This window comes from Ensifer sp. 38_S197, from assembly GCF_056924495.1.
Genome location: NZ_JBXOVZ010000001.1, coordinates 1,472,486 through 1,485,744 on the forward strand (window position 1 = coordinate 1,472,486; position 13,259 = coordinate 1,485,744).

The following is a 13,259-nucleotide window of genomic DNA, read 5'->3' on the forward strand; positions in this document are numbered from 1 at the left end:
CAGGTTTGTCATTTCCACTTTTCGACCTGAAGGGCCGTCGGGCTTTGGTGACGGGCTCATCGCAGGGCATTGGTTTGGCGCTGGCGCGTGGTCTGGCCGAGCATGGTGCTGCACTTGTCTTGAACGGTCGCGACCGTTCGAAGCTGGAGACGGCGGCTGCCGCCTTGCGGGATGCCGGCCACCTGGTCGATGTCGCGGATTTCGACGTCACGAACGCAGAAGCGGTTAAGGGCGGCGTCGATCAGATCGAACGGGATGTCGGCGCCATCGACATTCTCGTCAACAATGCCGGCATGCAGTTTCGCGCCCCGCTTGAGGATTTTCCCGCCGAACGCTGGGAGCAGCTGCTGAAGACGAATGTCTCCAGTGTCTTTTATGTCGGTCAGGCGGTGGCGCGCCACATGATCGGCCGCGGCGCCGGCAAGATCATCAACATCGCCTCGGTGCAGAGCGAACTCGCGCGCCCGTCGATCGCGCCTTACACGGCGACCAAGGGTGCGGTGAAGAACCTGACGCGCGGCATGTGCACCGACTGGGCAAAATATGGCTTGCAGGTGAATGCGATCGCCCCCGGTTACTTCAAGACGCCGCTGAACCAGGCGCTGGTCGACAGCGCGGAGTTCTCCTCCTGGCTGGAAAAGCGCACGCCGGCGGCCCGCTGGGGCGAGGTCGAAGAGCTGGTAGGGGCCGCGGTCTTCCTGGCAAGCAACGCTTCCTCCTTTGTCAACGGACACACGCTCTATGTCGATGGCGGCATCACCACCAGCCTCTGAGGTCAGCCGCGGCTTCGGCCCGGTCGTCGTCATGGGCGTATCCGGCTGCGGCAAGTCGGCGGTTGGCGAACGGCTCGCCAGCTATCTCGGTGCGCGCTTCATCGAGGGCGACAGCCTGCATTCGGCCGCTAATGTCGAGAAGATGCGCAGCGGCATCCCGCTTACCGATGCGGACCGCTGGCCCTGGCTGGACGCGATCGGCAGCCGGCTGGCGAGCCCGATTGCCACCGTCGTGTCGTGCTCGGCCTTGAAGCGCGCCTATCGCGAGCGCTTGAGGGACGTCGCCTGGCAACCGATCACCTTCGTCTTCCTGCAGGGAACGCGGGCGCTGCTGGCGGCGCGGCTGGGAGAGCGCAAGGGCCATTACATGCCGCTGTCGCTGCTCGACAGCCAACTTGCCACCCTCGAACTGCCCTCGGGGGAGGCGGACGTCATTACCATCGAAATCGACCAGTCGCTGGAGCGCATCGTTGCGCTGGCGATGAACATGCTGGCGATCCGCGCCGAGCGCGCGGCCAGTGAACAAACCACGGGAGGAAACTGATGACGAAACCGGACATCCTGCTGATGGGTCCCTATCCGGAGTGGGACCTGGTGGAGCTCGAGGCGCGTTACGCCGTCCACAAGATCTACGAGGCCGAGGATCGCGACGCTTTCCTGGCGACAAACGGCCCGAAGATCCGAGCGATCGCCACCCGAGGCGAACTTGGCGCATCGGCGGATCTGATCGGCAGGCTGCCACAGGTCAAGATCGTCTCCGTCTATGGCGTCGGTTATGACGCCGTCGATCTCGCCGCCTGCCGCGAGCGCGGCATTCGCGTCACCAACACCCCCGATGTCTTGACCAACGACGTCGCCGATCTCGGCGTCGCCATGATGCTCTGCCAGTCGCGCGGCATGATCGGCGCCGAACGCTGGGTCAAGGACGGCAGCTGGGCAGCCAAGGGCCTCTATCCACTGAAGCGGCGGGTCTGGGGGCAGAAGGCCGGCGTGCTCGGTCTCGGCCGCATCGGCTTCGAGGTCGCCAAGCGCCTCAAGGGCTTCGACATGGACATCGCCTATAGCGACGTCTCGGAAAAACCCTATGCCGACGGTTTGACCTTCATCGCCGATCCCGTCGCTCTGGCAGAACGCTCGAATGTGCTGTTCGTCACGCTCGCGGCCTCCGCCGAGACCCGCCACATTGTCTCGAAAGCGGTGATCGAAGCGCTCGGTCCGGAGGGCATGCTGATCAACATCTCGCGCGCCTCCAACATCGATGAGCACGCGTTGCTCGATGCGCTCGAAAGCGGTGCGCTGGGTTCGGCGGCGCTCGATGTCTTCGAGGGCGAGCCGAAGCTCAATCCGCGCTTCCTGAAGCTCGACAATGTCCTGCTACAGCCGCATCACGCCTCCGGCACGATCGAAACCCGCAAGGCGATGGGCAAGCTGGTGCGGGACAACCTCGCTGCGCATTTTGCCGGCGAAGCGCTCATTACCCCCGTCATCTGAGGCGATAAGATGAAAGCCGTTGTCATTCATGCCGCCAAGGATTTGCGGATCGAGGAGCGGGAACCGGAGGCGCCGGGAAAGGGCCAGGTGGAGATTGAGATCGAAGCCGGCGGCATCTGCGGATCGGATCTTCACTACTATAACCATGGCGGTTTCGGCACGGTGCGGCTGCGCGAGCCGATGATCCTCGGCCACGAGGTCGCGGGCACGATCAAGGCGCTCGGCGATGGTGTCTCCGGTCTCTCCGTCGGCGACCGGGTGGCGGTGTCGCCGAGCCGTCCCTGCGGGTCCTGCGATTATTGCCAGCGCGGCCAGCAGAACCATTGCCTGAACATGCGCTTCTACGGCAGCGCCATGCCGATGCCGCATATCCAGGGGGCGTTCCGGCAGCGTCTGGTCGCCGAGGCGTGGCAGTGCCACAAGGTCGCTGATGGCGTGTCGATCAACGAAGCGGCGATGGCCGAGCCCTTTGCCGTGACGCTTCACGCCGTGGCGCGCGCCGGTTCGCTCACCGGCAAGCGGGTGCTCGTCACCGGCTGCGGGCCGATCGGGGCGCTGGCAATCATCGCCGCGCGTGTTCACGGCGCGCGCGAGATCGTGGCGACCGACGTCATGGACGGCGTGCTCGACAAGGCGCTCACGATCGGCGCCGACCGGGTGATCAATGTTGCCAACGCTCCCGATCATCTCGCAGCCTATGCAGCCAACAAAGGCACCTTCGACGTGCAGTTCGAGGCTTCGGGCAATGCGCAGGCGGTGCGTTCCGGCCTTGAGGTCTTGAAACCCCGATCGGTGCTCGTCCAACTCGGGCTCGGCGGCGATGTTGCCATCCCGCAGAACCTGGTGGTGGCCAAGGAGATCGAGATGCGCGGCACGTTTCGCTTCCACGAGGAGTTCGGGCTGGCCGTTGATCTCATCAATGCGCGACGTGTCGACCTCAAGCCGCTTCTCACCGGCGTCTTCCCGCTGAACGAGGCTGTGACGGCCTTCGAGACGGCTGGCGACCGCAATCGTTCGATGAAGGTGCAACTCGCCTTCTAGCTCCAATGCTCCAGGCGGCCGCGCGACTGCGGTCGTCGGGAGTACCGCCAAGAGCGGTCTGAAACATCATCTCGCGTCCAATCTCCTTAAGGAGGCAATCACGTGTCACAGGCGGAAATCGGCCTAATCGGTCTCGGTGTCATGGGCTCGAACCTGGCGCTCAACATCGCTGAGAAGGGCAACAAGATCGCGGTGTTCAACCGCACCGTCGAGGCGACGCACAAATTCTACGCGGAGGCCGGCGAACTCCAGGGCCAGATCGTGCCCTGCGACACCATTGAAGCGTTTGTCGCCGCCATCCGTCCGCCGCGCCCGATCATCATCATGATCAAGGCCGGAGAGCCGGTCGACCAGCAGATGGAAATCCTCAAGCCCTATCTCGCCAAGGGCGACATCATGATCGATGCCGGCAACGCCAACTTCCGCGACACGATGCGCCGCTTCGAGGCGCTGAAGGATTCCGGTCTTACCTTCATCGGCATGGGCGTTTCCGGCGGTGAGGAAGGCGCGCGTCACGGTCCGTCGATCATGGTCGGCGGCACGGAAGAGTCCTGGAAGCGGGTCGAAAGCGTGCTGACCTCGATCGCCGCGAAATACGACAACGACCCCTGCGTTGCCTGGCTCGGCGAAAACGGCGCCGGCCACTTCGTCAAGACGATCCACAACGGCATCGAATATGCCGACATGCAGATGATCGCCGAAATCTACGGCATCCTGCGCGACGGCCTGAAGATGTCGGCAACCGAAATCGGCGAGGTCTTCGGCGCCTGGAACAAGGGCCGCCTCAACTCCTACCTGATCGAGATCACCGAGAAGGTGCTGAAGGCGGCCGACCCGCTGACCGGCAAGCCGATCGTCGACATGATCCTCGACAAGGCCGGCCAGAAGGGTACCGGCAAGTGGTCGGTGATCGAGGCGCAGAACATGGGTGTGCCGGCGACCGGCATCGAGGCGGCGGTTGCCGCGCGCAGCATCTCCTCGATGAAGGACGAGCGCGAGGCGGCCGAAAAGATTCTCGGCCTGCCTCAGGTCGGTGACTTCCAGGTCGCCGACAGGGCCGCCTTCATCAAGGATCTCGAAAGCGCGCTGCTCGCCGCCAAGATCGGCGCCTATGCGCAAGGCTTTGCGGTGATGTCGGCGGCGTCGAAGGAGTTCGGCTGGAACCTGCCGATGCCGACGATCGCCAAGATCTGGCGCGCCGGCTGCATCATCCGTTCGCAGTTCCTCGACGAGATCACCACCGCCTTCACCAAGGCGCCGGATGCCGCCAACCTGATCGTCACGCCGGCCTTTGCCGCCATGGTCAAGGAGACCGACGGGGCGCTGCGGCGCGTCGTCTCGGCGGCGGTGCTCGGCGGCCTGCCGGTGCCGGCACTCGCCTCGGCGCTCGGCTATTTCGACAGCTACCGCCGCGGCCGCGGCACGGCCAACGTCATCCAGGCGCAGCGCGACTTCTTCGGCGCCCACGGCTTCGACCGCGTCGACGGCGCCGACAGCCACCACGGCCCGTGGGGCAGTGGCCGTTAGCTGGCATCCACTTTTTGCGGTTCGAATCCCTCACAGGCGCGCGACTCGCGCAGCGCGATGTCGCCTAGCTTGGGCATTGTGTTGCCGGTTCCCTTCAGCCGGTCTCATTGCTGTATTGTGGGCGGCTTCCATGCCGACAAGTTTCTCCAGCTGGGCGGAAAGCCCATTGCAGCTTCTTCGGCGAGTGGGCAAGAATCCATCAGCTCTATGAGTGACTGTCGCCACTGTGTCCCAGGCGCGACGATCCCCATCAAATAGCCGGCGACCGCCAGTGTGTTGTAAAGCTTCCTCGCGGACGCGGCGTTCATCGCCAGCTTCAACGATGCCGGGGAGTTCGGCACAATCATCGTCACAGTAAACTGTTTGTTCCAAAGACGACCATGGTGCGCGCAGATATTACGGACATATGTGAGGTGGTGCGCAACGGAGACCAGAACTTTTTCGTCGAGCCCATAGGGTTTGGCTATCGCCCGGCGATCGGCGCGAAGCTTTAGGTTGCCCAACCACTTTGAAAGTTGTCCAAGCGACATGACTTCAGCTGTCATCCAGATCGGTGGATGTTCGGGATCGTCGTATTTTGTCCGATAATGAACGATGAAAGTATCTTTAGAGCGCTCGATTTCCTCCATGAGGTTGGCAAAGGCTTTGGCATAATAGTCGGCGCGATCATAATGCGCAGGGTCGAGGTAGCCGTGGGGCCCGTACTTCATAGCAAGGTGATGTGCCCAGCTTCCCCGTAGCGAGACTTCGATGCGTTCGATCGCATCCATGACGTGCAATCGAAGACGCCTATCAAAGGCATACAGCGCCAACACGTCATCGAAGGAGGTGCCATTCTTAAACCGGTGCTCTCCGTCAGCTGGCGCTGGTTCCTCAAAGGGGAGCCAGTAGGCGCGCAGACGATAGTAGCTTATGTGTTGAAGGCAGTGGGCGGCGTGTGCCGGATCGGGGACGGCCATGCCCCTCGCTTCAAGTAGAGTAATTTGATCAGCTATTGAAACGGAAGGTTTGTTGAACTTCATGCCATTTCATAGGCGGATTCGAAGCTCCAGAAAAGAGAAACCCGCCTGGGTGCGCAGTTCCGAGACCGAAGTTTCGTCCGAGGCGTGGCGGGTCTTATTAATGAGTGATATGGCCCATACTCGTTAAGAATGCAACAACGCGGGGGGGCAAAAATGCACCCGACTGAGCGCTTTCGCGGGCAACTCCTTGATCCTGAATCAGGATTTATTTTCAGCTTTGGGCTTCCGTCAAGCTTCTTCGATCAGCTATGGCGCCGGGCAACTCGTTCTCGCTTCGCATGACCTGCGGGCAGGCACGCGAGGCAACCTGCGCAGGGGTCGAGCGTATTTGTACCTCGACCCCTTCAAGCCGCAAGTGCCGGCTTTGTTTCCGGTTGGGAGTTTGGGATCGCATAATGTATCGACTGGCACTTGGCCTGCTTCAGGGATTGGATCTAGTCCGATGCGCCTATGGCCAATCATGCCACTGCACCTTGAACCGCACATGGGCTCTGGCCGTCCGAGGGATCAGGTCGGCGAAACCTAATCGACAGAATTCAGACCATCCGTGGGAGCCACAAGACCCTGGCTCAGAAGAGGGCGAGCGACCAGCTATACTGGGGCCAGGTGCACCGTGGCAGTCGTCAACAACTTCCGCAGCGGCTGGACGCTGTTCAGTTTAGTTTGGGACGCGGGGGCGGTGCTCGATCCAGATGGCGCAGCGATGCGCGATGAAATCATTGTCAGCCTTATCGCATCGACATCAGGTTCGTGATCAGGCCAGCCTTGATGACGAGCTTGCGGCGAGGGGTCTCTGAGTAGCCGATATCCTCCAACTGATCGGATGTCAGCCCTTCCATCGCCCTGCGCATTGCAAGTGCCCGTCGCCACGCTGTGAAGGCGGTGACGATAGTTGCTAGCTTTTTCAGCGCTACCCCGAGCAGCGGCCGGTTCGATGTGCGGTTCTCCGCGCGAGCTACCGTGTAAGCCATTTTTGCTCTCCCATTCCAGATGAAGGTGAAGCTTGTCACGCGGATGACTTGTGGCTGTTCAGTCACCTGTGAACCACGAGCGACAGTCCGGCGAGCCGCCGTTAAATCCGCGTTAAATCGACTGCCGAGAATGCTATTCTTGGGTCGCGACCGAAATCAGGAGACGAGATGTGCGCATCCGTTTATTTGGCGGCCTTGAAATCACTTCCGGAGAGGGCCAGCCCGTCCGGTTCGCGACGCGCAAGTCTTCGCTGCTTTTTGCCGCTCTCGTCCTGGCAGGTCGCCGCGGCCACCACCGTGAACTGCTGTCCGAAAGCTTTTGGCCCGGACGCGGCGACGCGCAGGCGCGCAACAGCCTGCGCCAGGCTCTTGCCGATATCAGGCGGTGGTTTCCCGCCGGCGGTAATGCCGCCGTTTCTGTCGAGGGAGATCAGGAAACGGTCGCCCTGATAGCCAGTCCGGAGGAAGGGGATGTCTGGCTCTTTGAGCGGGAGCTCGCCGAAGGCGGGACAGCGAACCTTGCCTTTGCCGCTGACCTCTACCGCGGTGATCTCCTGGCGGGCGAAGCCATCCCCGACGGCCTCGACGAATGGTTCGGCCCGCATCAGACGCGATTTCGGCAGAAGGCGTTGCAACTGGTGGAGCGGCTAAGTCTCGCATTGCCCGATACCGGATCCGCGGACGAAGCGGCTTGCACACGACTTGCTGAAAGGCTGCTCGCCTCGGATCCGACCGCTGAGGCAGCCCATCGCGCGCTGATGCGTATCCATGCCTTCAGGGGCCACGAAAACGCGGCATTGCGCCAGTTCGAAACTTGTCGCGCGCTGCTGAAGAAGCATCTGGACGTCGAACCCGAGGCAGAGACGAATGCCCTGGCGGCGTCGCTGCAATTGCGGGGACGTGCCGGGCAACATCTGGCCGCGTCGATGCACAAAGCCGCATCGCCGCTGCCGCAGACCGTTCTCGTCCCGGCGAGGTCCCAGGACCAGCCCTCGGTGGCGGTGATGCCGTTCGACAATCTGGGTGGAACTGACGACGAGTATTTTGCGGACGGCGTCGTGGAGGAGATCACGGCCGCGCTCTCGCGCGTGCGGGACTTCTTCGTCATCGCCCGCCAGTCGGCCTTCACCTACAGGGGGCGTTTCGTCGACGTGCGTGAGGTCGGCAGGGAACTCGGCGTCAGCTACGTGGTCGAAGGCACCGTTCGCCGCGGCGGCGACCGTCTGCGCATTTCCGTTCAATTGGTCGATGCCGAGACGCGAACACAATTGTGGTCCGAGCGCTACGAGGGGGCGGTCGAAGATGTCTTCGCGTTCCAGGACAGGATCGCGGCCCAGGTAGCCGGTGCCATCCATCCGGCCATCCGCAGCGCCGAGATCGAGTTGGCCAAGCGCAGGCCGCCAACCAGTCTGCGGGCCTATGACCTCGTCATGCGCGCCTACCCCCATCTTTGGGGACGGCGCAAGGATGCCAACGAACAGGCGATCGAGCTGCTGCGGAAAGCGATCGCCGACGATTCGACTTATGGGCGCGCCCATGCACTGAAGGCGTGGTGCCATGCCTCGAGTGCCGCCTATCTCTGGACCGAGCAACCGAATCGGGAACTGGAAAAGGCGCTGGCGGCGGTCGAAGCCGCGGGCTCGATCGCCGACGATCCAATCGCATTGACCGCCGCCGGTTCGGCAATGAGCATTTACGGCGATCAGGAGCGTGCCGCCAGCTTCATCGGAAAGGCGCTTGCGCTCGATCCGAACAATGCCTGGGCATGGGCCCGCTCTGGTTGGATCGCAATTTACAGGGACGACGCCTTGGGTGCGACGGAACGGTTTCAACGGGCGATGACGCTGAGTCCGAGGGATCCGCTCGCATTCAACATGAGATTGGGAGTGGCCACCTCGATGGCGAAGGCCGGTTCTCTCTCGCAGGCTATCGCGATCGCCCGTGAGGTGATCGCCAGCCATCCTGACATCCTCATGTCCTATCGATACCTCGCCGCCTGGGCAGCAATGAGCGAAGACCTGGAGACCGCCCGCTGGGCGGCTCGCAAGCTTTTGGCCCTTCAGCCAAGCTTCACGATTGAGCAATATCTGTCGCTGCCTTTCTTTCGGCACATGCCGAAATGGGCAGACAAGGTGGCCGAAGCCTTGAGGCTGGCGGGATTGCCCGAACGCTGATCTGATTAAACGTCGTATCTGCTTATGAAGTGGCATGGTGTACGGGGCAAAAAAGGCCCGTAACTCGCGACGGAACTTCGAGCGCGCGTCTCCCATCACTCGATCTGACAGGAGTTGCACATGCGTCGTGTGGAGACCGGTAACTTGTCTGGGGCTAGGCGGCGCGCAGGAGCGGCGGTTTGGGGTTGAACAGGGATGGCACTTTCGGCCCTGGCTCTCGAAACGGTGCCCGCAATCGATCACGAAGCTCACCATTGATCTCGGCCGTCCGAACCTGCATGAGCATGTGAGCGCCATGGAGCGTCCAGCGCATCTGTTGCTTCTTGACCATCCGCTTGCCGACCAACGAGTTCACCGCTGACTCGGCGAGGGTGGTGGCGACACGAAGCCCGGCTCGATAGCGCTGTCCATAGTTGACGATCGCACCACGGTTCGAACGAATATAGGTCAAGAGTTGCAAACCGAGGCTGTGAAGCCTTGCGAGCGAGAAAACGCCTTCTTGCTGTGAGGGTTTCAGCGGTGCCAACAGCCCCTCGAGATCACGGATGGCGCGATCAACACGGCCGTGCCACAGGCGCCATTTCACGACTGTGATCTCGTCAAAAGCTGTCACCGAATTGTGGGAAGGCTTGTGGAGCCGCCACTTTGGTGAGGTCGCCGATCTCGTTATCAACTCGGCCGGAGGATATCGCCTGACGTGGAACACAGGCCACCAACTCGCGCCGGCGGCGCTATACGCCGACAGGAACACGCGATCAAGGAAGCTTGCGTACCAGTTGCCGCGGCGTAGGTATCCCTTGATTTCAAGCCATCAACGATCGCGAGAGTGAATGCGTCGGCGGCTAACGATCTAGTCGCCAGTTCACATCCGGAAGTCTTCGCCCGACAAGATTGCCTGGATCATGCCTCCAGCGAGCAGGATTTCCACCTCCCGCTCGGTTTCAACTGCGACAGTTCCAATAAGGTGTCGGTGTTCTCCGTCGGCGTGGCGGATGGTCAAGCTGATATTCCCTCGAGGCGTAACCGCGGTCGCATCTCAGTCGGCAGGCTGTTCAGAATGAGCCTCTTTCGCGCGAGGCGGAAGTTGATGGGGAGTAAGGTGCCGCCTTATGTATGCAGGGTATTTCGGTTGATGTGCTCTGTTTAGACCCCATCAGCTCAGTTCAGCGAGGCGATGTTGCGGTGAAGCACGACCGAGAATTTCTTCAATCCGCTTTGCTCAAGCGCGTCGACGAAGGCTTCAACCGATGGCGTTGTCTTGCGCAGATTGCGCCGCGCACGATTGACGCTGGAGATAAGGGCGTCGGGAAATGCGCCGCATGGAGAGCGGTCAGGAAATCATCCGGAGACTGACTGGCCACGCCGTACGGGAGGAGGTTTGGTGCAGGAAAATCCTTGAGGTTCCAGGTGACGATGACGGAGGCTTTCCCGGCAATTGCGGCGGCGAGCACATGCCGATCGTCAGGGTCAGGTAGTTCTAGGTCCGTGATCAATGGGCGATAGTTCGACACGTCGGCTTCCGGTAGGACGGCCTTCATCCTGTCACGCGTGGCTATTAGGCGTTCTATGAGTAAGGCATCAGTATTGGCGGCGAGATTGCGCATCCACTCATCATGTATGTCGTCGGTCCAGCGCGCCTCGACGAGGCCATCGAAGGCGCGCTGGATCAGGACATTGCGCAGGTGGAAGGGATAGAGGACGCAGGCGTCGTAGACCGCGACGGGCGGGTTAGAGGCCATGGGCCTGGATCAAATCCTCGGTGTCTTCGGCAAGCGCGTCCATCGCGGCATGCCGGGTGTCGAGCCTGGTTTTCAGCGCGAGCACATCCTTCAGGAGGGCACGGCGGTGTTTGCCGACATAGCGGAACGGCAGATCGCCTCGGTCCATGCGCAGGACGACGAGCGGACGAGAAATGCCGAGAATGGCCGACGCCTCGGTCGGGCTCAATTCCTGATCTTCGGCCAGGACGGCGACTCGCTCGCCGCGCAGCATATGCGCCAAAAGCGCTTCAACTGCCGCGGCGGCCGAGGGCGGGATCGAGAGCGTCCGTTCCTTGCCGCCCTCGTGACGAACATGAAGTTCCAGCCTATCGCCGGCGACCAGCTTCGGCAACGGCGAGGCTGTCTCCCGGTCGCGATCGGACAATCCGGCGAAATGAACGATCTGGCTGGCCATGGCGATTTCTCCTTGATCGTCAATATGGTGTCTATGGCCGATAGCTGCAATAACTGAAAACTTTCTGAATTGATTGCGTCGGTGGTGATGCAGACCGCCAGATCGCCACCGACGTGTTCTCGCGCGTTACATGCAGGTTCTGTCGGACGAGATGTGCCGCAAGATGTCCAGCCGCATCATAAACATCCATCACTCCTTCCTGCCAAGCTTTAAGGGGCGAATCCTAGCGTATGAGCGGGGCGTGAAGCTCATTGGCGCGACGTTGCACGAAAGGCCGATCATTGAACAGGACATCGTTCGGGTCACCCATGCGCGGAGCGGCGAGGACTACGTGTGCCCCCGGGCGCGATGTCGAAAGCCAGGTGCTCGCTCGCATCCACAACCACATCCACGGGCGTGTATTTATCGACGGCAACAAGACGGTGGTGTTTTCGTGCATCTCCGGGCTCCTACGCGCCAGAGCGAATGGGCTGAGCGCCACGTAAAGCTGCCTGGTCGGTGAAACGCACCACGGCAGGAAGCCGAGCGAAGTGCTGCATATTGCCAGAAGGCGGTGCCACCTTGCCGATTGGCATCATGCACTTCGGTTAAGATTTGAGCGAAATCGGCCCTGAGCAGAAGGTCACGAGTGCCGTGGACGGGTTGTTGCGAGTACGTTCACCTTTTAGGCCAAGATGATCGCATGATGTATCGACTGGAAGGCGCCATTTTGCGCAGACTCCGGCTACGCCGCTCTATCGATTTCTGGGATCAACTCCAGTTCGCCATGAAGCGCTATTTCCTCTGTTTTGAGGTTGAAGCTGGTCTGCATGTTCATCCAAAACTCCGGCGTTGTGCGGAAGTACTTGGCGAGCCGCAGGGCGGTATCCGTGGTTATCGGTGTTTGCTCGGCCGCTATGCGTTCGATGCGGGTGCGAGGAACATTGAGCTTTTTCGCCAATGCACCGGCGCTCATGTTCAGAGGACGCAGGTACTCCTCGCGGAGGATTTCGCCCGGATGGACCGGTGGAAGAATATGGGTCATCTCAAGCTCCTTCTGTGCCACGATTGGCTCTCAATGGTAGTCAACTATTTCAACGTCCTCGATACCGGCATCAGTCCATACAAAGCATATTCGCCACTGATCATTGATCCGGATTGAATGTTGGCCTTCTCTATTCCCCTTAAGCGCTTCTAGTCGATTGCCGGAAGGAGAACGCAGGTCCTCAAGAGCTGCAGCGCTGTTCAGGATTGTCAGTTCGCGGACGGCCAACCTCACGATGTCTGAAGGAGAGCCTTTCTGCGCTTTGCCGCGGGCAACGGCTTCGGTTCTCGCATCCTTAAATGACCTGATCACGCCTGGCTCTTAATGTTTGTATCATATGGTGATACTGGTGGAAGTCCAACCAATATGTATCATTGCACGATACAGATTCGCAATCGCGTTCCTGTATACGCGGTCTCAACGTGGTCGATCTCCGGTTCAGATCCCTTCAAGGCGCTCAATTGGTCTTTATCAGGCTGCTTAGAGCCTGCTGGCGCTCCCCGGTTTGACCGTCGACAAGCCGAGGAACGTGACTGCTTCGTCTACGCGGATTGATGCCGACATTAAGGACCGCGCCACCGCCGTCCTACAGAACACGGGGCTGACAATGCCGATGTCGAGGCTCGCTTCCGCGAGCGCCGGGCGACAGCTCTGCGTAAGGCAGGGGCTGGCGACTGATGAGGCTTGTCTGGGCGCGGTATGCGCTTGATGATCGAGACGCTATCTTCAGTTACATTGAAAGCGAAAATCCGAGGGCGGCGGCCCACGTCGGCGAGGAGATTGCGAGCCGTCCGACGTCTCCTCGACTTTCCCGAAAGCGGACGTCCTGGTCGAGTTGAGGGCACGCGGCCCCAGGTCCAAATCCGGCCGAAGCGAGGTTAATGATTAGGCGGCGGACCTTGTATTTTTTGCCATTCCTTAGAGGACTTTTTAGACGCTTCAACGAAGTGCTCTTTCTTTCCGGCAGGCGATCAAGAGATCAAGAGCGCTCGCGTACTAGTTGCCGCGGCGTAGGTATCCCTTGATTTCAAGCCATCAACGATTGCGAGAGTGAATGCGTC

The 13,259-nt window shown here is 60.9% G+C and carries 14 protein-coding genes and 4 pseudogenes; 9 read left to right on the top strand and 9 right to left on the bottom strand.

Annotated features, from left to right (window positions below; translation table 11 throughout):
• The first annotated feature begins 5 nt into the window (after window positions 1-5).
• The 5 genes from AC1Z3V_RS06855 (at window position 6) to gndA (ending at window position 4,832) form a co-directional block, all read left to right on the top strand.
• A complete protein-coding gene (locus tag AC1Z3V_RS06855; RefSeq protein WP_483497990.1) occupies window positions 6-773 on the top strand; it encodes an SDR family oxidoreductase in 768 nt (255 codons plus the stop codon).
• Entirely contained in the window at window positions 742-1,317 is a 576-nt protein-coding gene (locus AC1Z3V_RS06860) for a gluconokinase (RefSeq protein ID WP_483497991.1), read from the top strand. Before AC1Z3V_RS06855 ends, AC1Z3V_RS06860 begins: the two co-directional genes overlap by 32 nt.
• Window positions 1,317-2,264 (top strand): 2-hydroxyacid dehydrogenase, encoded by a 948-nt coding sequence (locus AC1Z3V_RS06865; protein ID WP_483497992.1) that lies wholly within the window; start codon window positions 1,317-1,319, stop codon window positions 2,262-2,264. The genes AC1Z3V_RS06860 and AC1Z3V_RS06865 overlap by 1 nt, the downstream gene beginning before the upstream one ends.
• Window positions 2,265-2,273: 9 nt before the next feature.
• Window positions 2,274-3,305: an L-idonate 5-dehydrogenase gene (locus AC1Z3V_RS06870; protein WP_483497993.1), complete on the top strand. Its 1,032-nt coding sequence runs from the start codon at window positions 2,274-2,276 to the stop codon at window positions 3,303-3,305.
• A 102-nt stretch (window positions 3,306-3,407) separates the two neighbouring features.
• Window positions 3,408-4,832 carry an NADP-dependent phosphogluconate dehydrogenase gene (gene gndA, locus AC1Z3V_RS06875; protein WP_483497994.1) on the top strand — a complete coding sequence of 475 codons (1,425 nt, stop codon included), beginning with the start codon at window positions 3,408-3,410 and terminating at the stop codon, window positions 4,830-4,832.
• 104 nt (window positions 4,833-4,936) lie between these two features.
• Here the strand turns inward: gndA and AC1Z3V_RS06880 are convergent, their stop codons facing one another.
• Window positions 4,937-5,854, bottom strand: coding sequence for an Abi family protein (locus tag AC1Z3V_RS06880; RefSeq protein WP_483497995.1), 918 nt, complete (start codon window positions 5,852-5,854; stop codon window positions 4,937-4,939).
• A gap of 613 nt (window positions 5,855-6,467) precedes the next feature.
• Between AC1Z3V_RS06880 and AC1Z3V_RS06885 the strand changes: the two genes are divergently transcribed.
• The gene (locus AC1Z3V_RS06885; RefSeq protein WP_483497996.1) at window positions 6,468-6,608 is read left to right on the top strand and encodes a hypothetical protein; all 141 of its coding nucleotides are present in this window, start codon (window positions 6,468-6,470) and stop codon (window positions 6,606-6,608) included.
• Here AC1Z3V_RS06885 and AC1Z3V_RS06890 read toward each other — a convergent pair.
• Complete coding sequence (locus AC1Z3V_RS06890) at window positions 6,583-6,825, bottom strand: hypothetical protein (protein ID WP_483497997.1); 243 nt, start codon at window positions 6,823-6,825, stop codon at window positions 6,583-6,585. The two genes, AC1Z3V_RS06885 and AC1Z3V_RS06890, sit on opposite strands and share 26 nt — an antisense overlap.
• 170 nt (window positions 6,826-6,995) lie before the next feature.
• Between AC1Z3V_RS06890 and AC1Z3V_RS06895 the strand changes: the two genes are divergently transcribed.
• Window positions 6,996-8,999 carry a BTAD domain-containing putative transcriptional regulator gene (locus AC1Z3V_RS06895; RefSeq protein ID WP_483497998.1) on the top strand — a complete coding sequence of 668 codons (2,004 nt, stop codon included), beginning with the start codon at window positions 6,996-6,998 and terminating at the stop codon, window positions 8,997-8,999.
• Window positions 9,000-9,153: 154 nt separating this feature from the next.
• On the opposite strand, the pseudogene AC1Z3V_RS06900 reads toward AC1Z3V_RS06895, so the two are convergent.
• From AC1Z3V_RS06900 to AC1Z3V_RS06920, 5 genes and pseudogenes are all read right to left on the bottom strand, one after another.
• Window positions 9,154-9,459: pseudogene (locus tag AC1Z3V_RS06900) on the bottom strand (hypothetical protein); the annotation flags it as partial.
• 402 nt (window positions 9,460-9,861) lie between these two features.
• Window positions 9,862-9,999, bottom strand: coding sequence for a hypothetical protein (locus AC1Z3V_RS06905; protein WP_483497999.1), 138 nt, complete (start codon window positions 9,997-9,999; stop codon window positions 9,862-9,864).
• Between the two features lie 158 nt (window positions 10,000-10,157).
• Window positions 10,158-10,295, bottom strand: a complete 138-nt coding sequence (locus tag AC1Z3V_RS06910; RefSeq protein ID WP_483499582.1) for a hypothetical protein — start codon at window positions 10,293-10,295, stop codon at window positions 10,158-10,160.
• A 161-nt stretch (window positions 10,296-10,456) separates the two neighbouring features.
• A pseudogene (locus tag AC1Z3V_RS06915) lies at window positions 10,457-10,738 on the bottom strand (PIN domain-containing protein); the annotation flags it as partial.
• The gene (locus AC1Z3V_RS06920) at window positions 10,728-11,174 is read right to left on the bottom strand and encodes a DNA-binding protein (RefSeq protein WP_483498000.1); all 447 of its coding nucleotides are present in this window, start codon (window positions 11,172-11,174) and stop codon (window positions 10,728-10,730) included. The pseudogene AC1Z3V_RS06915 and the gene AC1Z3V_RS06920, both read right to left, overlap by 11 nt.
• Before the next feature lie 115 nt (window positions 11,175-11,289).
• Here AC1Z3V_RS06920 and AC1Z3V_RS06925 point away from each other — a divergent pair.
• Window positions 11,290-11,648, top strand: a pseudogene (locus AC1Z3V_RS06925) (formyltransferase family protein); the annotation flags it as partial.
• A 250-nt stretch (window positions 11,649-11,898) separates the two neighbouring features.
• Here AC1Z3V_RS06925 and AC1Z3V_RS06930 read toward each other — a convergent pair.
• Together AC1Z3V_RS06930 and AC1Z3V_RS06935 are read right to left on the bottom strand one after the other, a co-directional pair.
• Complete coding sequence (locus AC1Z3V_RS06930) at window positions 11,899-12,198, bottom strand: HigA family addiction module antitoxin (protein WP_483498001.1); 300 nt, start codon at window positions 12,196-12,198, stop codon at window positions 11,899-11,901.
• Between the two features lie 30 nt (window positions 12,199-12,228).
• Window positions 12,229-12,510: a type II toxin-antitoxin system RelE/ParE family toxin gene (locus tag AC1Z3V_RS06935; RefSeq protein ID WP_483498002.1), complete on the bottom strand. Its 282-nt coding sequence runs from the start codon at window positions 12,508-12,510 to the stop codon at window positions 12,229-12,231.
• Between the two features lie 365 nt (window positions 12,511-12,875).
• Here AC1Z3V_RS06935 and AC1Z3V_RS06940 point away from each other — a divergent pair.
• Window positions 12,876-13,056, top strand: a pseudogene (locus AC1Z3V_RS06940) (type II toxin-antitoxin system RelE/ParE family toxin); the annotation flags it as partial.
• Window positions 13,057-13,259: the final 203 nt, after the last annotated feature.